18 protein-coding genes are annotated in these 19,286 nt (G+C 58.9%); 2 read left to right on the forward strand and 16 right to left on the reverse strand.

The features are described from left to right. Positions 1 to 4: 4 nt before the first annotated feature. The 10 genes from QML71_RS04425 to QML71_RS04470 all read right to left on the reverse strand — a co-directional run bounded on the left by QML71_RS04425 (position 5) and on the right by QML71_RS04470 (position 7,963). Positions 5 to 412 carry a CopD family protein gene (locus QML71_RS04425; RefSeq protein ID WP_282010698.1) on the reverse strand — a complete coding sequence of 136 codons (408 nt, stop codon included), beginning with the start codon at positions 410 to 412 and terminating at the stop codon, positions 5 to 7. 41 nt (positions 413 to 453) lie between these two features. Further along, positions 454 to 891 (reverse strand): hypothetical protein, encoded by a 438-nt coding sequence (locus tag QML71_RS04430; RefSeq protein ID WP_282010699.1) that lies wholly within the window; start codon positions 889 to 891, stop codon positions 454 to 456. Positions 892 to 981: 90 nt separating this feature from the next. After that, positions 982 to 1,428 carry an Lcl C-terminal domain-containing protein gene (locus tag QML71_RS04435; protein ID WP_282010700.1) on the reverse strand — a complete coding sequence of 149 codons (447 nt, stop codon included), beginning with the start codon at positions 1,426 to 1,428 and terminating at the stop codon, positions 982 to 984. A gap of 4 nt (positions 1,429 to 1,432) precedes the next feature. Next, complete coding sequence (locus tag QML71_RS04440) at positions 1,433 to 2,551, reverse strand: squalene/phytoene synthase family protein (protein WP_282010701.1); 1,119 nt, start codon at positions 2,549 to 2,551, stop codon at positions 1,433 to 1,435. A gap of 40 nt (positions 2,552 to 2,591) precedes the next feature. Next, positions 2,592 to 3,482 (reverse strand): 4-hydroxy-3-methylbut-2-enyl diphosphate reductase, encoded by an 891-nt coding sequence (gene ispH, locus QML71_RS04445; protein ID WP_282010702.1) that lies wholly within the window; start codon positions 3,480 to 3,482, stop codon positions 2,592 to 2,594. Positions 3,483 to 3,614: 132 nt separating this feature from the next. Then, complete coding sequence (gene sdhB, locus QML71_RS04450) at positions 3,615 to 4,367, reverse strand: succinate dehydrogenase iron-sulfur subunit (protein ID WP_282010703.1); 753 nt, start codon at positions 4,365 to 4,367, stop codon at positions 3,615 to 3,617. A 9-nt stretch (positions 4,368 to 4,376) separates the two neighbouring features. Beyond that, on the reverse strand, positions 4,377 to 6,317 hold the full coding sequence (gene sdhA, locus QML71_RS04455; RefSeq protein ID WP_282010704.1) for a succinate dehydrogenase flavoprotein subunit: 1,941 nt from the start codon (positions 6,315 to 6,317) through the stop codon (positions 4,377 to 4,379). Then, the gene (locus tag QML71_RS04460) at positions 6,317 to 7,000 is read right to left on the reverse strand and encodes a succinate dehydrogenase/fumarate reductase transmembrane subunit (protein WP_282010705.1); all 684 of its coding nucleotides are present in this window, start codon (positions 6,998 to 7,000) and stop codon (positions 6,317 to 6,319) included. Before QML71_RS04460 ends, sdhA begins: the two co-directional genes overlap by 1 nt. A 224-nt stretch (positions 7,001 to 7,224) precedes the next feature. After that, on the reverse strand, positions 7,225 to 7,497 hold the full coding sequence (locus tag QML71_RS04465; RefSeq protein ID WP_282010706.1) for a hypothetical protein: 273 nt from the start codon (positions 7,495 to 7,497) through the stop codon (positions 7,225 to 7,227). Between the two features lie 124 nt (positions 7,498 to 7,621). Further along, positions 7,622 to 7,963, reverse strand: a complete 342-nt coding sequence (locus QML71_RS04470; RefSeq protein WP_282010707.1) for an HU family DNA-binding protein — start codon at positions 7,961 to 7,963, stop codon at positions 7,622 to 7,624. A 328-nt stretch (positions 7,964 to 8,291) separates the two neighbouring features. Here QML71_RS04470 and QML71_RS04475 point away from each other — a divergent pair, with 328 nt between their 5' ends. Continuing rightward, positions 8,292 to 9,089: a D-2-hydroxyacid dehydrogenase gene (locus QML71_RS04475; protein ID WP_282010708.1), complete on the forward strand. Its 798-nt coding sequence runs from the start codon at positions 8,292 to 8,294 to the stop codon at positions 9,087 to 9,089. Between the two features lie 204 nt (positions 9,090 to 9,293). On the opposite strand, the gene QML71_RS04480 is transcribed toward QML71_RS04475, so the two are convergent. The 6 genes from QML71_RS04480 to rnr form a co-directional block, all read right to left on the reverse strand. After that, positions 9,294 to 9,998 (reverse strand): hypothetical protein, encoded by a 705-nt coding sequence (locus QML71_RS04480; protein WP_282010709.1) that lies wholly within the window; start codon positions 9,996 to 9,998, stop codon positions 9,294 to 9,296. Positions 9,999 to 10,126: 128 nt separating this feature from the next. Next, positions 10,127 to 11,575 carry an Asp-tRNA(Asn)/Glu-tRNA(Gln) amidotransferase subunit GatA gene (gene gatA, locus QML71_RS04485; protein ID WP_282010710.1) on the reverse strand — a complete coding sequence of 483 codons (1,449 nt, stop codon included), beginning with the start codon at positions 11,573 to 11,575 and terminating at the stop codon, positions 10,127 to 10,129. 2 nt (positions 11,576 to 11,577) lie between these two features. Beyond that, entirely contained in the window at positions 11,578 to 11,865 is a 288-nt protein-coding gene (gene gatC / locus QML71_RS04490) for an Asp-tRNA(Asn)/Glu-tRNA(Gln) amidotransferase subunit GatC (RefSeq protein ID WP_282010711.1), read from the reverse strand. A 52-nt stretch (positions 11,866 to 11,917) separates the two neighbouring features. Further along, positions 11,918 to 12,121 carry a hypothetical protein gene (locus QML71_RS04495; RefSeq protein ID WP_282010712.1) on the reverse strand — a complete coding sequence of 68 codons (204 nt, stop codon included), beginning with the start codon at positions 12,119 to 12,121 and terminating at the stop codon, positions 11,918 to 11,920. 153 nt (positions 12,122 to 12,274) lie between these two features. Then, complete coding sequence (locus QML71_RS04500; protein WP_282010713.1) at positions 12,275 to 14,833, reverse strand: DNA internalization-related competence protein ComEC/Rec2; 2,559 nt, start codon at positions 14,831 to 14,833, stop codon at positions 12,275 to 12,277. Positions 14,834 to 14,852: 19 nt separating this feature from the next. Beyond that, on the reverse strand, positions 14,853 to 16,967 hold the full coding sequence (gene rnr / locus QML71_RS04505; protein WP_282010714.1) for a ribonuclease R: 2,115 nt from the start codon (positions 16,965 to 16,967) through the stop codon (positions 14,853 to 14,855). A 182-nt stretch (positions 16,968 to 17,149) separates the two neighbouring features. Here rnr and pheT point away from each other — a divergent pair, with 182 nt between their 5' ends. After that, positions 17,150 to 19,249: a phenylalanine--tRNA ligase subunit beta gene (gene pheT, locus QML71_RS04510; protein WP_282010715.1), complete on the forward strand. Its 2,100-nt coding sequence runs from the start codon at positions 17,150 to 17,152 to the stop codon at positions 19,247 to 19,249. Positions 19,250 to 19,286: the final 37 nt, after the last annotated feature.

The following is a 19,286-nucleotide window of genomic DNA, read 5'->3' on the forward strand; positions in this document are numbered from 1 at the left end:
CCCATCAGAACGGTTTGACGGTGGCGAAATAGATCATGCCGCCGCCAATGAGGAAAATCGCAATATGGACCATCATAGCGTATTTCTTCGGCAGGGTGTCTTTATTGATCTGCACGCCGTTCTGGAATCCCAGCCCGATCAGGACCAGCAGCAGCCCCAGCTTGGGGTAAATCCATTTGGATTCGTCGAACACGCCGGTTTTGACGGCGAGGTAGATGCCGGACAGGATGGTGACACCCAGAATGGGGTAGTAGATGAATTTGTGAATGCGCTTCTGGGTTTTGCGCAGGCCGTCGCGTTCTTCGGCGGTTTTCAGGCGAAGCCGGAACACCACCGTCAGCGATTGCAGGAACAACGTCCCCACCACGAGGCACATGGAAATCATATGAAGCGTCAGGAAAAAATTTTTCATGGACTCGATTCGTTCCGTTGGATGAGAATTTAACGACGGGTTTACGCGGCGATTTTATCGGGCCGATTTTTCCAGTAAACCAGACTGGAGACGATCAACGCAATGCCGATGCCGCAATAAATGGCGGCGACCACGACATAGCCGCCCAGGTGTTCGTTCCAGTGCCGCAGCATGTAGCCGACGCCCATCATCAACGCGATGAACAGGTAAAACGGTTTGGCGTAAACCTGATGCATCTTGAGCGGCGGGTCCAGTTGGTCGATACGGTTTTTGTTGCGGCGCGCGGTTTTGGTGAGCACGAATTTGCCTTTGGCGCTGCCGATCAGCAGGGCCGCCACGAGGGAAATGATCACCGCCTGCCGGGAAGACCCCTGGCTGTTCATGGCCAGGAAGTACATATCGATGCCCCGCACCAGCAAAAACAGTCCGACCAGGCCCCAGATGCCTCCCGCCAGCCGGTATAGTTGGGTTTTATTCATATTTTCAAAGACTTTCTAATGATCTTCCAGTGACATGGGTTTAGATGACGGGCTGGGGAAAAGGGTTTTTCAGGCCCCCCCCCGCCCGGTTCAGGGATTTTTGGCGCGTTCGCTGAACGGTTTGCCCCGTACCGGGCGCGCCGCCATGCGGCCGCTTTTGCTTTTGTACAACAACCGGGTTTCACCGTTTCGGAGGTCCACCAGGTAGCCATCCTGGCCGATGCCTTCAGTGGTCCACATATAGGGCAGGGGGCCGGGCGGGAACGCCGGATTCAGGTGGATTTCCTTTTCGTACTTGTCCTGGCTGGTGTGCTCCGGATCGTACAGGGACTTGCATTCTTCGATTTCAGGAAGCCGCCATTCCTTGTGGCCGGCAAACTTGTGGGTCGTCATTTTTTTGCAGTACTCAAGCGCTTCGTCCCAGGTCAGCCATTTCTGCATGGCCTGCCAGGAATCGTCCTTCATCCACATCAAATCATTGTGTGTGTCGAGTATTGTGCCGTCGCCGTTGTCGAGGAATCGCGGTTTGTCGGTCATGATTTTAGAAAGAAAGTGCGGTTTCGTTGTCGTGCGAATCGAGGGCCATGTTGTCCAGCCGTTCGTGTAGCGCATCGAGGTTGAAGCGGGGCGGGTTGTCCAGTCCGGCCCGGTTCTTGATCTCACCAAAGGACCATTTCAGCATGAGGTCCGAATAGCACAGCCAGCGCGTACGGCGCACAATGCGGCGTACGGTGGCGCGCGAAATTTTGACCGGGTCGTCCGAGTCGAGCAAGGCTTTGTTGTTGTGCAGCACGGCAACGGTTTCCATGGCCATCCACAGCGGCCAGATGCAGAACAGGCGGATGCGCGTCTCGCTGCGCGGGATGGCGAGAGTGAAGCGCAGCGCGTCTTCCAGGTGCCCCAGTGTCTTGTGCAGCAACCGTTCCATGACCTCGAGGTTTTGGTTGAGTGAGGTGCCGGCATTGAACTCGTCCACCGTCAGGCCGCGGTCGAGGATGTACGAGCGCGGGATGTAAGACCAGCCGCGTCCGCGATCGACGATGATATCCTTGGAAATGTTCGTCATCTGCAAACCAAGGCCGAAGGAGACGGCGGTGCGCCGCATGGTTTCTTTGGCGCTGGACGACAACCCGGTGATTTCCTGCAAAAACAGGTTGCACAGCATTTCGCCCACCAGTCCGGCGACGAAGTAGCAGTATTCCTCCAGTTCGTGTTCGTCTTCGAGCAGGGTGATTGCGCTGAACGAGAATTTCTGCTGGAAATAGGCCATACCCCGCGCCATGCGCGAGACCGAGGGGATGATCTGTTCCCGGTGGTTGGCGGGTAGCGAATCGAACACGTTGAAGACGCGCGGCGTGTTGAGCAGCAGGTCGAGGTCGTTGCCGGTGCCGTCCACGGCGCGGCAGTCCGCCACCCAGCGGTCGAGGTGGGCGGTGCGGTGCTCCGGCTCCTCGATGATGCGGGAGAATTCCTGCAGCAGCCGGATTTTGATTTTAGGGTCGAGCTCGGCGGCATCTTCGACGGTATCGACGATGCGGCAGAACAGGTAGGCGGTCAGGATGCTTTGGTGGAGGTCACCCTTGAGGACGGCGATATTGAGGGCGAAGGTGCGGCTGACCTTCGGCAACATCTGTTTGCAATATTCCCAATCCTGCATCATGTATCCAAAGTACGGGACCCATCTGGGTTTCCCTCCGGGATCAGTTGGCCGGGTGTGAGGCCTGCTTCAACTCTTTCACTTCCTGCGCGATTTTCAAGATGGCGGTATGGACTTCGTTGATCACGTATTCCGGAGTGCTGGTGCCGGCGGTGATGCCCACGTGGCTCTTGTTGTTGAACCAACTGCGATCCAATTGAGTGGCGGCTTCAATGTGGTGTGCTTCGACGTTTCTCTCGTCGCACACCTGCACCAGCTTTTTGGTGTTCGAGGAATTGTAACCGCCGATGACGATCATCAGGTCCACCTGGTCGGCCAGGTCGCGCACCGCAATCTGCCGGTCCCGCGTGGGCTGGCAGATGGTATTGACGAAGGCGACATCCTCCACGCAGTCCATCTCGCGGATTTTGCGCACGAGATTTTCCACCTTTTCCATCTGTTGCGTGGTCTGGCTGACAATGCCGAACCGCTTGGTGGGGGCGGAGCGCAGTTTTTCGAGATCTTCTTCGTTGTTGATGACGATGTAGTCGTCCAGGTCGCCGACGATGCCCTTCACTTCGACATGCTCTTCCTGGCCGATGACGACGGGAAAGTAATCCTGCTCGACCATGCTCTTGATGGTTTTGTGCACGCGCATGACCAGCGGGCAACTGGCATCGTAAACGATGAATCCGGCATCCACCAGCGCCTCTTTCATTTTCTCGGCGGCGCCGTGGGCGGTGATCATGACTTTCTTGCTTTTGATTTTGCTCAAATCATCGATGCCGTTGACCAGATCCACCCCGTTGCGCTTCAACGATTCATTCACCTGACGGTTGTGAACCAGCTGGCCCACGATGGTGAGGTCGGATTTGAACTGGGGTTCCATCGCCAGATTGATGGCGTCTTTGACACCGAAACAGGTACCGAGCGCGCTCGCGAGGGATACTTTCATCGTCCGTCCTTATAGAGTCGAAATGTGGAGAGAAAACCCGGAAGTGGGTTTGTCAGTAAAGGTTTAAGCTCAAAATGATAGCAGAATGCCGGCTTCAATGAAATAAAAATCGGTCCGGCGGCGGTTCCGGAATCACTTGAAAATGAGGTTCTTGATCATCTGAAACGTGGTTTGGCGGCCGATTTCAGCGATGCTTTCGGTCAGCGGGATGTGTTTCGGGCAGACTTCCACGCACACCTGGGCGTTGCCGCAGTCGGCGATGCCGCCTTTGCCCATCACCGCGTCCAGCCGCTCTTCTTTTTCCATGGCTCCGGTGGGGTGCATGTTGAACAGGTGCACCTGGCTGAAGGTCGAGGCTCCCAGAAAATCGTTGTCCAACGCAAACTGCGGGCAGGCCTCCAGGCAGCAGCCGCAGGTCATGCACTCGGACAGTGTGTAGGCGGCGTTGCGTTGTTTTTCGGAAATCAACGGACCTTCGCCGATGTCGTGGGTGCCGTCGATGGTGATCCACGCGTGGACTTTTTTCAGGCTTTCAAACATGCGGGTGCGGTCCACCGCAAGATCCCGCACCACCGGGAATTTTTTCATCGGCTCCAGCACGATGGGTTGCTCCAGTTGATGCACCAGTGCCGTGCAGGATTGACACACGCGCCCGTTGATGTTCATGGTGCAGGAGCCGCACACCTCTTCGAGGCAGTTGCAGTCCCAGACCACCGGGTTCACGGTTTCGCCCTTGCAGGTGACGGGATTTTTCTGGATATCCATGAGGCAGGAGATGACGTTGGCGTTTTCCCGGTCGGGCACGTCGAACTCCTGCCAGTACGGTTTTGATTCCGGCGTGTCCTGGCGTTTGATTTTAAGTCGAACCGTTTTCGTTTCTTTCATGGCACAGCCTCATTCGTATTTGCGCGGACGCGGTGTGATCTGCGAGGTGTCCACGTCTTCGTAATGGATTGTAGGTTCGCCGTCCCGGTGCTGGGCGATGGTGGTCTTCAACCATTCTTTGTTGTTGGCCTCGAAGCGTTTCATGTATTCGAGGTGACCCGGTTGGAACTCGGTTCCCGCCACCTCGCCGTACTGGAGTTTCTCCAGATAATCGACGTACTCGTGCGGGTCGAAATTGTCCGGCTGTTTGAGATCGAACTCCGGCTTGTAGTGCGCGCCGCGGAATTCGTTGCGCTTGAGTGCGCCGACGGTGATGATTTTCGCCAGGTGGATCATGCAGTGCAGCTGGTTGATGAAGCTGGGCGCGGGGTTGGACCAGTGCGTGGTGTCGAGGCATTTGACCTCGCGGAAGCGGACCTGGATGTCGTTGATCAGGGTCAGCGCTTTTTCCAGCTTGGGGTTTTCGCGCACGATGAGCACGTTGGACAGCAGCACGTCGCCCAACTCCCGGTGCAGGACGTGCGGGTTTTCCCTGCCGTTCATGCGTTTGATGTCGTCGAACCGACCCTGCCATTCTTGCCGGGCGCTCTCGAACACGCGCGAGGACACGTCCTCATAGTGCAGGTTGAGGTTCTTGCCGTACTGGACCATCCCCGGCGCCATCATCTGCCCGGTGTAGATGCAACTCAATAACGAGTTGGCGCCCAGCCGGTTGGAGCCGTGGAACTGGTAATCCGCCTCGCCCGCCGCGTACAGGCCGGGGATGGAGGTCATCTGGTTGCGCGGCGAGCGGTGATCGATGAGGCCGTGGCCGTCGCCTTCATAATCCGTCCAGATGCCGCCCATCGAGTAATGCACGGCGGGAAAGATTTTCATCGGCACCTTGTGGGGATCGTCGCCGGTGAATTTTTCGTAGATTTCGAGGATGCCGCCCAGTCGTTCCTTGAGGTATTCCACCGTGTGGTGCGTGAGGTCGAGGTACACCATCGGTTCGCCGCCGACGCCCAGTCCCTGGTTGATGCAGACATCGTAGATTTCGCGGGAGGCCACGTCGCGCGGCACCAGATTGCCGAACAGGGGGTGGTTTTCTTCAAGGAAGTAATAGCGTTCCGCTTCCGGGATGTCGAGCGGGTTGCGGTCGTCGCCGGGCTTGCGCGGCACCCAGATGCGGCCGCCTTCGCCGCGCGCCGATTCGCTCATCAACCGTAGCTTGTCCTGTCCGGGGATGGCGGTGGGGTGGATCTGGATGAATTCGCCGTTGGCGTAGCGCGCCCCTTGCAGGTAGGCGGACATGGCGGCGGCGCCGTTGCACACGGTGGAGCCGGTGGACCTGCCATAGACCTGTGTCGGGCCGCCGGTGGCCAGCACCACGCCGTCGCCGCCCAGCGTGAAAATTTCCGAGGTATGCAGGTCGTGGATCACCGCGCCGCGGCAAACGCCGCCTTCATCGATCACCGCTCCCAGGTATTCGTGCGACTCCAACTTGGTGACGAGGCCGTCGGCTTCGTAGCGCCGCACCTGTTCGTCCAGGGCGTACAGCAACTGCTGTCCCGTAGTCGAGCCGGAAAACGCGGTGCGGTTGTACAGCGTGCCGCCGAAGCGGCGGAAGTCGAGGTGACCCTCCGGCGTGCGGTTGAAGGTGACGCCCATGCGGTCCATGAGGTGGATGATGGCGGGGGCCTGGAAACACATGTCGCGCACCAAGGGCTGGTGCGCCAGGAAGTCGCCGCCTTTCACCGTGTCGTAAAAATGAATGTCCGGTGAGTCGCCCTCGCCTTTGGAATTGATGGCGGCGTTGATGCCGCCCTGCGCGCACACCGAATGCGACCGTTTGACCGGCTGATAGGACACCAGCACGACCTCGGCGTTGTGTTCACACAGCTTCATGGCGAGCGACAGCCCCGCCAGCCCGCCGCCGATGACGATGAATTTGCCGCGCCGCTTCGCCATCACAGACCTCCCGCTTTGGTGGGCGCCACCGGTACCGGGTTCAGTGAAAACTCAAGCACGGTCGCCAGCCCCATGATGGTCAGCACCAGGCCGACCAACATGAAAGCGATGCCTGCATTCCTCTGGGCTTTGGGACCGACGATGAGGCCCCACGATATGCAGAATCCCCACAGTCCGTTGCCGAAATGAAACGTCGCCGCCACAATGCCGATGAGATAGATGATGCGTCCCGTCCAACCTTGAAATTCTTCGTTCATGACGCCGATCAAAAACGGCGCCGCCTGAAACTCATGATAACCGAACCACAACTTCGGCGCGACGGTGGTGCCCATGTGGTAAACCAGAAACACGAATACGATGCCGCCGGACAGGCGTTGCAGGGTGTACAGCCAGTTGCGCGGGTAGCGGTAGCGCATCGGGTTGTACTTGGCGATGGAAGTCAGATAGAACCCCATCACTGAATGAAACAGTATGGGGATGTACAGCACGAAAATTTCGATCCAGATCAGAAACGGCAGATTGTTGATGACGTCGATGCTGAGCTGGTAGGGGAAAACGCCGACGGTGCGCAGGCTGTTGATCGCCAGATGGAAAACGAGGAACAAACCAATGGGGATGAGACCCGTCAGGGAATGGATTTTGAGCAGCAGAAAATGCGCCTGGTCTCGTTGGATCGCGCCCATGGTCTCGTCCGCAGGAAGTAGGTTGGAACCGTCGCGCTTGCAGGGCCGCTTCCCGCATCCGTCCGCATAGCAGCAACGAGACCGCGATCGGGAAAACCGCCGGATCCGAAAAACGAATCACGATTTTTATTTTACGCGATTGCAGGGCACAGAGGAACGATTTAATTGCGCCGCAAACGACGCACGGGGTGGGAACGAAGCGTGGAAGGAAGAGCGGTTTCGATTCAGAAATCGTATTCGAGCAGCGGCCGGTGTTTGTAGTCGGGATCGACCGGCTTGTCATTGCGGGTGATCATGAGTTTTTGAGGTTCTTCGACGAACAGATCGACGAACCCGCACTTGCCGCACACCTGCGGCTGGAGCGGCACCTTTTTTTCGATGCCGTGGTCCGTGCGCACGACCATGATGAGTTCGAGGTCGCGGCTGGTCCGAAGGCCGATGTCGCCTTTCAGAATGCTTTTCTCGCCGCACTTGGAACAGGCGTTGGGCTCGCTCATACCGGCCTCCTCTTCCTCGGATGAAGGGTTGATTGAAAAGGGGAGGGAGGCCTCCCCTTGCAATCAAAATTCAATCGCCAGATTATACCACAACGGCCGGGTCCCCCGTAAGGGGATTCCCCGGTCAGGGACGGGCGACGTACAGCGGCGCCGACTCCACAAACACGCGTGCGATCGGCACTTCCTTGGACTCCCGATTGATGAGCGCGTTCAGTTCCTTGCTGGCATGAAACACCGGTTTCTTGCGTGCCGGAATTTCAATGGGTTCGCCGGTCACCGGCTTCTTGCCGATACGGGCCGGGTATTCGCGTACCCGGAAGGAACCGAATCCCTGGATCACAACCCGGCCCTCTTTCTCCAGATTGGTCATGATGCCGTCAACGAAGGTCAGCAGAATGCGGTCGGCTTCCTGCTTGGAAATGTCCAGTTTTTGAGCTAACTTGTTGGCCAGATCGGATCGAATCATTGCTACCCCCATTTTTTAAAAGTTGGTTTTGCCCCTATAGACTTCAAGAACTGTGCCAATGAATCTTTAACGGCATAACCCTTTGATTTCTGAATAGTTTGAAAAAAGCCGTTTTAACCGGGGGGTGAAATGTTTATCTTTTTTCATAAATTGGCCTGTAAGAAAGTGAACAGTTGATACTCGTTGTATTTGGCTTATGAAAACCCTGCTGACCTACCTGACCCATCCCCATGTCGAGGCGTGGAACCTGCAAAACCGGCACATTGAGCAATTAAGTGCACAGTTTCCGGGGGTTCGGGTCCTAAACTGCCTGCATTCAAAGGATTTTTTGGACCAACTTTCTCAGGCGGACGGGGCGATCGTCTGGTACTTCAAACGTGAATGGCTGGACCGGGCGCCTCATCTGCAATGGATTGCCACTCCGGCGGCGGGGCGTGACTGGATCGATCTGCCGCCGGACTCGCAGCTGCCGGTTCACTTCGGCGGCTTCCACGGCATGATGATGGCGGAGAGCGTGCTGGGCGCGATGCTGTATTTCTGCAAGGCGTTCGAGGCGTCGCGCGCGTTGCAGAAACAGAAGAAGTGGGCGCGCATCAAGCTGTCGCAGCAAATCACCTCGCTGTACGGTGCGCGGGTGACGATTTTAGGGCTCGGCCGCATCGGCCAGACCATCGGACGGGTGTTGAAACCCTTCGGCTGCACGTTGACGGGGGTTCGGAGCCGGCTGATGGAAGCGCCGGATTATTTTGCGGAAGACGACCGCGTCGTGACCGTGGACCGTCTGCCCGAGGTGTTGCCCGAGACGGATCACCTGGTCCTGGTCCTGCCCGGCGGGACGAAAACCGACAGCCTGGTCACGGCGGACCATTTCCGCCTGCTTCCCAAACACTGCCGCCTTTATAACGTCGGTCGCGGCAACGCCTACCGCGAATCCGATCTGGTGCAGGCGCTCGCCACCGGGCAGATCGCCGGGGCCTACCTCGACGTGTTCGACACCGAACCCCTGCCGGAATCGTCGCCGTTGTGGGAGTGCGGCAACGTCCTCATCCAGCCGCACCTGTCCGCGGCCTCGCCCCAGTATCTGGATTTATTCATTGAGGAGTTGATTGGAAAACTGAAGGGATAAGTGGCTGTTAGTGGATCATGGCCGCTGGAAGCACAGGAATTTTTTTATATTCGCTAAAAAATAACCCATAGATTCTTCGTCACCTTGCGGCTCCTCAGAATGACACACTACCCCTGCATGTCATCCTGAACGCAGTGAAGGATCTATGTTTTATTTTTTCAGTAGGGAAGATACGGCGCGATCATCGGCAAGCAACTGGCCGGTTCAGTCGCCGAGAAACGGATTGTTGATGCCGCTTTCGAGGTTTTCGGTGATGGCCTGCGTGCGCCAGATGATTTCGATGATTTCGAAGATGCGGTTGGCGATGGAGTCGGCCTTGGAACCGTAGCGGGAAATGACCACGCCGGCGTCGCCGATCAGGCCCCAGATGGAGTCGAGGTTGACGGATTTTTTGTGCAGGATTTGCAGCGACCGCTGGATGCGGTTCATCAACCGGTTCATGTGGTTTTCGTCGAGGTAGTCGGAGCGCGATACGATGTGCCCCAGCAACCGGAGCAGGTTCTGGGTTTTACGCAGGTCGCCGTCGGAAAACTGGTAGGCGAAGCTGCGGCCGAACTTCTGCGCGTATTCGTCCTTGATCAACTGGAAGTCCAGTTTTTCCTGCACCATCTTCAATTGATGCAGCTTGGTCTTGGCGTAATGATTGAACGCCTTGCTGATGTTGAGGACGTTCTCTTCCTTGTTGTTGACGTTGAGGTCGGGGAAGACGATTTTCAGGTCATGCGCCTCGGAATACGCCTGCAACACGGCGTAGGCCTTCAGCATATCCGGATAATGCCCGTTGAAATCCGGATACTTCTTCATTTTGAAACGGTTGGTGCTTTCCCACTCCTGGAATTTTTGGATCATTTTTTCCAAGGCTTCGACAGGATTGTCGGGAAGCTTTTCCAGAAACTCGTCTGTAAACATAAACAACTCCACCCAAAAAGGGGTGTAAATATACCGATTCCAATCCCCTATCGGTCTATTAATTATATACTTGAACGCTTTCTGTCAGTAGAAAAATTGAAGTCCGAAAAGTTCGGAGTTTCTATGCCTTAAAGGGAGGGCGTGTGCAGGTGGTGTTCGGTGGTCAACTGAAAGCGGTGTCCCACGTTCAATAACATCGCTTCGTCGAAATGTGGGCCCATCAATTGCAGACCGATGGGCAAGCCTCCCTGGGACAGGCCGCAGGGAATCGATAGGGCCGGAATGCCCGCCAGGTTGGCGGACAGGGTGTAGAGATCGGACAGGTACATCTGGAGGGGATCGTCCAGCTTTTCGCCCAGTTTGAACGGCAACGCCGGCGACACCGGGGCGGCCATAACATCGCAAGTCCTATAAGCGGCCTCGAAATCCTGCTGGATCAGCGTGCGCGCTTTTTGTCCCTTCAAATAATAGGCGTCGTAGTAACCGGAACTGAGCACAAAGGTGCCGAGCAGGATGCGGCGCTTCACTTCTTCGCCGAAACCTTCCTCGCGTGTCTGCGTGTACATGTCGAGCAGCGTGCCGGCCTCGGATCGGTAGCCGTACTTGACGCCGTCGTAGCGCGACAGGTTGGTGCTGGCCTCGGCGCAGGCGAGGATGTAGTAGGTGGCGACGGCGTACTGCGTGTGCGGCAGGCTGATTTCCACGCGCTCCATGCCGAGCGATTCCAGGTGCCGGATGCCCGCTTCCACCGCGTGCAACACTTCGGGGTCGATGCCGCCGGTAAAATATTCTTTGGGCACGCCCAGTTTCAATCCCTTCAGGTCGCGGTCGAGCGTGGCGGTGAAATCCGGCCGCTCCACGTTGGCGGACGTCGAGTCCATGGCATCGTGGCCGCCGATGACGTTCATCAGGATGGCCGCGTCTTCCACCGATTTGGTCATGGGACCGATCTGATCGAAGGATGAGGCGAAGGCGACGAGGCCGAAGCGCGACACGCGTCCGTATGTGGGTTTGAGACCGGTGATGCCGCAAAAGCTGGCGGGTTGACGGATGGAGCCGCCGGTGTCGCTGCCCAGAGCGGCGACGCATTCGTTGGCCGCCACGGCCGCCGCCGAGCCGCCGCTGGAGCCGCCGGGCACGCGTTCGGTATCCCACGGATTGCGCGTGATGTGGTGATACGCCGTTTCGTTGGACGAGCCCATGGCGAACTCATCCATGTTGGTCTTGCCGATCAACACCGCGCCCGCCGCTTTCAACCGCGTCACCACCGTCGCGTCGTACGGCGACACGAAGTTGTCGAGGATGCGCGACGAGCAGGTGGTGCGCGTGCCTTCGACGCAGATCAGATCCTTGAGCGCGATGGGCACGCCGAGCAGGGGCAGGTCGCCGCCTTGGGCGATGCGCTGATCCGCCGCCTCGGCCTGCGCTTCCGCCAACTCGCGCGTCAAATGCGCGTAGGCCTGCACCGCAGGCTCCACCGTGTCGATGCGCCGGTAATACTCCTCCAGCAATTCGAGGGAGGAATAGGCTTTGGCTTTGAGATGTTTGCGGGCTTCGGCCAGGCCGGGACGCTGCATGGCTATTGGATGATCTGCGGCACGGCGTAGTGGCCCTTGTCCTGCCGGGGGGCCAGCGACAGGTAATCGGCTTCCGGAAAGCGCGTCACCGTTTCGTCATTACGCAGAACGTTGTTGAGGGGCAGGACGTGGGACGTCGGTTCCACGTTGCCGGTATCGAGTTCGTTGAGTTGGTCGATGTAATCGACGATTTGCTGGAACTGCCGGCCGAGCTTATCCGTTTCCGCCGGGGTCAGTTTGAGGCGCGCCAGCAGGGCGATCTTTTCAATGTCAACATCGTCGTGGGACATGATGCCTTGTCACAAATAAAGAGAAGTGGGCGAATCCGGAGTGGCGGCGTGATCAGCTCTTTTTCTTTTTGCCTTTTTCCGCCAGCATCTTTTCCTTGTAATCGATCTTCGCGGATTTGCGGGTCAGGCGTTTGAATTTCTTTTTGGATGCGCGCAGGCCGGTGTCGTATTTGTTGTCACCGGCTTTTTTGACGGCTTCGTCCTTCTTGGTTTTGGCCTTTTCAATATGGCCTTTCAACTGCTCCTTCGTTGCCATGCGTGTTTGCCTCGTTGGGATAAAGGGTTTAGATTGGGGCACTTTTATACCAGATTTCGGGACAATCCGCAAACCTTCTGAGAGGGGCGGCAGGAAAAACAGGGTGGGTTTCCGGGCTGGGTGGCGAGGCAGGCCCTGGTCTTTCATTTCCCCTTAAAGCTCCTCGTGGGTCTCGATGCGCCAGCCTCGGCCCTCGGTGGACAGGCACAGGGCGCCATGGAGGTCGGTGCGCCACACCCGCGTGCCCTGCGTTTCATACCGTTTCAGGACTTCATCGTGCGGATGGCGGAAGGGATTGACGTAGCCCGCCGACACCAGGGCGTCTTTCGCCCCCACGGCTTTCAGGAAGGCCGGAGAACTGGAATAACGGCTGCCGTGGTGCGGGACTTTCAGCACATCGGCCCGCAGCGGCGCGCCGCTTGCCAGCAAATGCGCCTCGGCCTGGGCGGTGATGTCGCCCGTCAACAGCAGGCTGAACTCACGGTAATCGAGGCGCAACACCCACGACAGGTCGTTGTCGATGCGTTGGGGGGTGAGGCCGACGGTGCGTAGAAAGGGTGGGGCCGGGTGCAGGACGGTCAGCCGCACCTCGCCAAACGCCCGGCGCTCGCCGGGGGCGAGTACGAGGCGGCGGGTGCCGCGTTCGACCAGATTGCGGCGCAGACGATCGATCCGGGCGTCGGCGATGGGCGGGGCGCGGTCGAGGAAGTGGCCGACGTCCATCAGTTCTGACAACGACAACAGGCCGCTGATGTGGTCGTGGTCCGAATGCGTGGCGATGAGGTAATCCAGCCGCCGTTCGCCCCGGTTCCACAGGAAGCGTCCGACCACCGCCTTGCCGACATCGAGCGCGTCCTTGTAAAAGCCGCCGCCGTCGATGAGCAGGGTTTCGCGGTTGGGGAACTCGATGAACACGCTTTCGCCCTGCCCCACATCGAGCACAGTCACGCGAAGGGTGTCGCTCTGGAACTTTGGAAACTGCGGCCACATCCACCAAACGAATACGCCCACCGCGCAAACCGCGAGTCCCGCCGCCTGACTGCGTTTGGGTGTCAGAATTTTTTGGGGCGGCGTCTCCTCTGTTTTTCTTGCCATCAAATAAAAACCGTGAATGTATGCGGGGAGCCCCAGCACCAGCGCGGCATACAACAGCAGCCAGAACTCCGGCGGCGTGGGAACGTAGAACGACGCGTACGGAAAGGACGCCACCCACACCGGCAGCGTCACAAACACGCCCAGCACCGCATCGACACCCGTCATCAATAGACCGGCCAGGGTCGGCGACAGCGCGCTCACCAAAGCGATCAGGAGTGCTGCGGGGATGAGGATCGAGGCCAAAGGCACCAGCAGCAGGTTGAGGAAAAACCCAGCGAGGCTGACGCGGTTGAACTGATACACCAGGGTTGGGAAGGTGCCGAGGATGGCGGCCAGCGACACGAACGCGGTGCCGTAGAGAAAGCGCAGGGCGCGGGCGGGGATGCCGTCGTCGTCTTCCCGCAGGCCCGGCAGGCGGCGGTACCACGGCTTTTCGCCCAGCCGGTCGATGGCGTCGCCCTCCGGTTGCAACAGCATGCGGTGCAGGTAAAGGATGGTGAACACCGCGCCGAAGGAGAGTTGAAAACCGGGCGTGAGGAACGCCCCCGGACTCCACAAGAGGATGCCGAACGCCGCCACCAAGAGCGCGTTCAACACGCTGCGTTCGCGGTCGGCCAGCACCGCGATCAAAAACAGGATCACCATGCTGCCCGCGCGCAAGGCCGACACCTTGCTGCCGACCAGCATCATGTAAAGCAGCACCGGCAGAAAGCAACACGCCACCGCGGCTTTCTGCGTCCACCCCAGGTACACCCAGCGCGGCCGGAACTTGAGAAACAATCGCCACAGCAGGGGGTGGATTAAAAAATACGTCGCCGCGGCGACGAAGCCGATGTGCAGGCCCGATACCGCCATCAGGTGCGCCACGCCGGTGGCGCGGAAGGCTTCCTGCAAATCCTCGCTCAAAAATTCTTTTTCGCCCAGCACCATGCCGCGCAACAGCGCCGCCCTGTCTCCGTCGAGATGGCGGTCGAACAAATCACGCACTGCGTGCAGCATGCGTTCACGCAAGGCGGTCAACGCCGAAGTCCGCACGTGGGTGATGATCTGCATGCGGTCGGCTTTGGAGATGCCGCCGGTGACGTCCAGGCCTTCGGTCCGCATGTAGTGTTCGTAATCGAAGCGACCCGGATTTTTGAAATTGCGCGGCCGTTTCAGACGCACCCTGTCGAAACGCACACGGTCGCCGGTGCGCACGTTCGACTCCGCTTCGTACAGGGTGATGCGGGCGCGTCCGCTGACGGCGACGGGTTCCTCGCCGTCGTAGTGCAGGGATTCGACGTCGATCGCATAACGCACGCGGTCGGGATAATACCGCGGCGGTTGGGTGACGATGCCGGTGAGATCGGCGCGGCGTCCGTCTTCGATGTGGTTCAGGATGTGGTCGGCGGGACGCAGGGCCGTGTCGCGCATCGATGCCGTCGCGCCCCACGTTATGAGCAATGCGAACAGGAAGTATTGCCACCAGCGGGTGGCACGGTGTTGCCGGGTGAGCCACACCGCGGCCGCCAGTGCCACCCCAGGCAAAGCCCCCGCAAACAGAAAATCATGAGAAGCGGGGTAGGCCGCAAACAGGCCCGTCAAATAAAACAGGAAGTAGGGGAGCAACGCCACCATAGCGGTCTGCCGGAAGGCGCTAACGGGTCACCAGCGCCAGGTCGATCTGTTTTTTGGCCAGGTCCACACGCTGCACCCGCACCTTGACGGCATCGCCCAGCCGGTAGGCCTTGTGTTTGTGCTGACCCTTCAACGCGTGTTCGTGCTCGTAGAAGATGTAGTAGTCGTCGGCCAGCGTGGAAACGCGCACCAGTCCTTCGACGAACACATCGGCCAGCTCCACGAAAAACCCGAAGGACGTGACGTTGGAGATGAATCCCTTGTAGGTCTGGCCGATCTTGTCGGCCATGAATTGCACGCGGCGCAGGTCGCTGATTTCCCGCTCCACGCCCATCGCCTTGATCTCCATGCTGGTCGATTGTTCGGCGGCCTCTGCGGTTTTCGCCATCAGTTGCTTGCGTTCCTTGAGCGAGCATTTTTTGCGTCCGTGAAACTGTTTGATCACGCGGTGGGTGAACAGGTCCGGGTAACGGCGGATGGGCGAGGTGAAATGCGTGTAATGCTGAAAGCCGAGGCAGTAATGACCGGGGTCTTTCTCCGAGTACACGGCTTTTTTCATCGACCGCAGCAGCACGTAGTTGAGAGCGCGTTCCTCCGGTTTGTCGCGGGCGCGCTCCAGCAGCTTTTGCAGGTGTGTCGATTTGACCTGGCGCTGCGACGGCAGGCGGTATCCGAAATCCTGCGCGAACTCGCCGAAACGCTGAAGGCGGTCGGCGTCCGGTTCCTCATGAATGCGGTGGATCACGGGCAGGCTCTTTTTGGTCAGGTCTTCGGCGACGACGCGGTTGGCCGACAGCATGAACTCCTCAATGATCTCGTGGGCGATGTTGTGCGGCGCCTTGCGGATGGTTTGGATGTAGCCGTCCGGTGTCATCAGGATTTCCGCTTCCGGCACGTTGAAATCGACGCTGCCTTCCTGAAACCGTTTCTTGCGCAGGGTGCGGCTCAATTGTTCCATGTCCTTCAGCATGGGCAGGACCTCGGTGAACCGGCCCTCCAGGTCGCCGTCTTCCAAGAGCGAGGCCACCTGCGTGTAGGTGAAGCGGATTTTGCTTTCGATGATGGAGTCGTAAATTTCGTAATCGATCACCTCGCCCTTTTTATTGAACACGATGTCCGCGCTCAGGGTCAGGTGTTCCTCGTTGGGACGCAGGCTGCACACCTCGTTCGACAGTTTGAACGGCAGCATGGGGATGACGCCTTCGGCGTAGTAGATGCTGGTGCCGCGCAGGAACGCTTCCTCATCCAAAGGCGAGCCTTCGATGACGTAATGGCTGACGTCGGCGATGTGCACACCGAGCCGGTACGTATCTTTTTCGCGCGTCAGGGTGACGGCGTCGTCGAAATCCTTGGAGCGTTCGCCGTCGATGGTGAAGATCAAATCGTCCGTCAGGTCGCGGCGGCGGGCGCGTTCTTCATCGCTGATGGCGAGGCTGAGTTTTTTGACCTGGCGCTCGACCTTGGGCGGGAACTCCTGCCGCGCTTCGTGTTTGTGGAAGATGGAACGCAATTCCACTTCCGGATCGTCCGCCGGGCCCAGCACCTCCACCACGCGCCCGACCGGGGGATGGTGGCGCGTCGGGTAATCGACGATCTCGACCCGCACCATTTCATTCGACTTGGCATCGAGCGTGTCCTTGCCGGGGATGAACACGTCCTGAAAGTATTTGGCGTCGGAAGGCACCACCCAGCCGTCGCGGTTGAGGGCTTCGAACAGGCCGACCATTTTTTGCGTGCGCCGTTCGAGGATGCGGATGACCCGGCCTTCCGGCCGGGAAAATCCCCGGTACTGCGACTCGATGCGCACCACGATCTTGTCCTGATGCATGGCGCCGCCCATTTTCTGGCGGCTGATGTAGATGTCCGGTTCGTCGCCTTCGCGGATGAGGAAGCCGTAGCCGTCCGGGTGACCGTGCAACTGGCCGGAGACGAGGCTCATCTCGTCCGGCAGGCCGTAGCGTCCGCCGCGCAGTTTCACCACGGAGCCTTCGTTGGCGAGGTCCTTGATCAGGTGGCGGAACTCGCGCCGTTGGGTTTCGGGAATGCCGAGCGTTTTCATCAGCTCGGAAAACTTCATCGGCCGACTGGTTTTTTCGTGAAGGAGTTTGAGAACGATGGCTTCGCTGAGTTCCATAGAGGGCAGGCCGTAGGAGAATGTTATCCCATCGTAACACCAAGCCCGTCACAGCGAAACCGAAACCCATCGGCGGCGGCAACTCTTTCGACCCGCTCGTTCACCCGCGGCTAAGGTCTTTTGCTTTTTAAACACAACTCTCATATAATCCCTGTGCATTTTATGAATCAAGGGTTTGAAATATGAAAGTCCAACTGGACTGGTTGAAAGAATACGTTGATTGGGATATGTCCAAAGAGGCGCTGTGCCATCTTTTGACCATGAGCGGGCTGGAAGTGGAGGCCGATGAGCCGGTGGATCTGGGCGGCGGCAAAACCACCGAGGTGGTGGAATTGAACGTCACCCCCAACCGCGGTTACTGCCTCAGCCACATCGGCGTCGCCCGGGAAATCGCCGGCATCACCGGCAACCCGTTTCATCCCCCCGATCCCGATCCGGAACTGGAAAAAGCCTTCGTATCGAGCCCGGCCCAGGACCGTTTGCAGGTGGACAACGAGGAACCCGGTCTGTGTCCGCGTTATACGGCGCTGGTCCTCGACAACGTGAAGGTGGGGCCGTCTCCCCAGTGGTTGCAGGAACGGTTGCTCGCCATCGGCCTGCGTCCCATCAACAACGTCGTCGATATCACCAATTTCGTGATGATGGAATACGGCCAGCCGCTGCACGCGTTCGATCTGAATCTGCTTAAAAACCGCCGCATCCGCGTCCGCCGTGCGACCCAGCAGGAACCCTTTGTGGCCTTGGACGGCACCCAGCTGCGGTTCGATCCCGACGCACTGGTCATCGCCGATGACGAAAAACCCATTGCGCTGGCAGGCGTCATGGGCGGGGCCAACAGCCAGGTGACGACGGACACCACTACCGTGGCGCTGGAGAGCGCCTGCTTCGATCCGGTTTCCGTGCGCCAGGCGTCCAAGAAATACGGACTGCGCTCGGACTCGTCGTTTCGCTTTGAGCGGGGCGTGGACATCGAGGCGGTCATCACTGCGCAAAGCCGGGCGGCACTCTTGATTCGCGAACTGGCGGGCGGCGAGATTTTAAAAGACCGTTTCGATGACTATCCGAAACCGCGGATGCGCAAACAGATCGACCTGCGCGTTGCCCGCGCCCACCAGGTGCTGGGTACGGAACTGGGAACGGAAAAAATCCTGGGCTATTTGAAAGGCCTGGGCCTGAACGTGGTGAACAACGATCACGCCGCCGAAACCTATTGCGTGGAGGTGCCCGCATTCCGCCCGACGCTGGAACGCGAGATCGACCTCATCGAAGAAGTGGCGCGGTTGAATGGTTATGACAACATTCCCGTGACGCAACCGGTGGGATCGCTGTCGCCGGTGCTGCCGACGCCGACGCGGCGGATCATCCAGGAAGCGCGGGCCCGGCTCTGTCACCTCGGTTACGCCGAGGCGGTGAACTTCAGTTTCACTGAAAGCGAACACGCTCTGAATTTCAAAACCGCGTTCGCTCCGGCCGACGCGACGCCGATCGATCTCGACAACCCCATCAGCGCCGACCTCAGCACCATGCGCACCAGCCTGCTGCCGGGGTTGGTGAAAGCCGCGGCGAGCAATTTCAATAAAGGCAATAAATCGGTCCGGCTGTTCGAGGCGGGTGGAATTTTTTACACGCCGAAGGATCAGAAGGACGCGGTGCAGGTGTCGTGTTTCGCGGTGATGGCCACCGGTCCCCATGCACCTGGAGTGTGGAAGTCCACAGGCCAGACGCACGACTATTACGACATCAAGGGGGTGCTCGAATCGCTGCTCGACGGATTCGGCGTGGCGGTGGCGATGCGTCCGGCAAGCCGGTCCTTCCTCGACGCCGATCGGTCGGTGGCCTGTTTCGCCGGGGAGCGCGAGGTGGCCTACTGCGGTCTGCTCGATGCCAAACGGGCGGCGGCGATGGGACTCGACACGCCGGTCTGCGTGTTGGAGATTCACGTCGAAAACCTGGCAGCGGCCGTGCCCGTGCGCAAAAAGTTCCACCCCTTGCCGAAGTTTCCGGAAACCTACCGCGACATTTCGATCCTGGTGGACAAGCCGGTGGCTTCCGGTGAGATCAGCGACCTCATCCGCGAGGCCGGGCAGCCCCTGCTCAGCCGGGTGGATCTGTACGACCAGTTTGAGGGCAAGAAGCTGCCCGAAGGCAAAAAAAGCCTCACTTACGCGCTGGCGTTTCAGTCGCCGGATAAAACCCTCACCGATGCCGAAGTGACCCCCGTTTTCGAGAGCATTGTGCAGGCGTTGGGCGAGCGTTTGGGCGCGTCCTTACGCGACCAGTGAGGGCGCGCCCGCCCGTTCGGGCCGATTGACACCCCAC

The sequence above is a fragment of the Nitrospina watsonii genome, from assembly GCF_946900835.1.
Taxonomy (GTDB): domain Bacteria; phylum Nitrospinota; class Nitrospinia; order Nitrospinales; family Nitrospinaceae; genus Nitrospina; species Nitrospina watsonii.

Coding starts and splice junctions, on each gene's coding strand:
- QML71_RS04425 (WP_282010698.1), bottom strand. CDS start 412: ATGAAAAATTTTTTCCTGACGCTTCATATGATTTCCATGTGCCTCGTG.
- QML71_RS04430 (WP_282010699.1), bottom strand. CDS start 891: ATGAATAAAACCCAACTATACCGGCTGGCGGGAGGCATCTGGGGCCTG.
- QML71_RS04435 (WP_282010700.1), bottom strand. CDS start 1,428: ATGACCGACAAACCGCGATTCCTCGACAACGGCGACGGCACAATACTC.
- QML71_RS04440 (WP_282010701.1), bottom strand. CDS start 2,551: ATGATGCAGGATTGGGAATATTGCAAACAGATGTTGCCGAAGGTCAGC.
- ispH (WP_282010702.1), bottom strand. CDS start 3,482: ATGAAAGTATCCCTCGCGAGCGCGCTCGGTACCTGTTTCGGTGTCAAA.
- sdhB (WP_282010703.1), bottom strand. CDS start 4,367: ATGAAAGAAACGAAAACGGTTCGACTTAAAATCAAACGCCAGGACACG.
- sdhA (WP_282010704.1), bottom strand. CDS start 6,317: ATGGCGAAGCGGCGCGGCAAATTCATCGTCATCGGCGGCGGGCTGGCG.
- QML71_RS04460 (WP_282010705.1), bottom strand. CDS start 7,000: ATGGGCGCGATCCAACGAGACCAGGCGCATTTTCTGCTGCTCAAAATC.
- QML71_RS04465 (WP_282010706.1), bottom strand. CDS start 7,497: ATGAGCGAGCCCAACGCCTGTTCCAAGTGCGGCGAGAAAAGCATTCTG.
- QML71_RS04470 (WP_282010707.1), bottom strand. CDS start 7,963: ATGATTCGATCCGATCTGGCCAACAAGTTAGCTCAAAAACTGGACATT.
- QML71_RS04480 (WP_282010709.1), bottom strand. CDS start 9,998: ATGTTTACAGACGAGTTTCTGGAAAAGCTTCCCGACAATCCTGTCGAA.
- gatA (WP_282010710.1), bottom strand. CDS start 11,575: ATGCAGCGTCCCGGCCTGGCCGAAGCCCGCAAACATCTCAAAGCCAAA.
- gatC (WP_282010711.1), bottom strand. CDS start 11,865: ATGTCCCACGACGATGTTGACATTGAAAAGATCGCCCTGCTGGCGCGC.
- QML71_RS04495 (WP_282010712.1), bottom strand. CDS start 12,121: ATGGCAACGAAGGAGCAGTTGAAAGGCCATATTGAAAAGGCCAAAACC.
- QML71_RS04500 (WP_282010713.1), bottom strand. CDS start 14,833: ATGGTGGCGTTGCTCCCCTACTTCCTGTTTTATTTGACGGGCCTGTTT.
- rnr (WP_282010714.1), bottom strand. CDS start 16,967: ATGGAACTCAGCGAAGCCATCGTTCTCAAACTCCTTCACGAAAAAACC.
- pheT (WP_282010715.1), top strand. CDS start 17,150: ATGAAAGTCCAACTGGACTGGTTGAAAGAATACGTTGATTGGGATATG.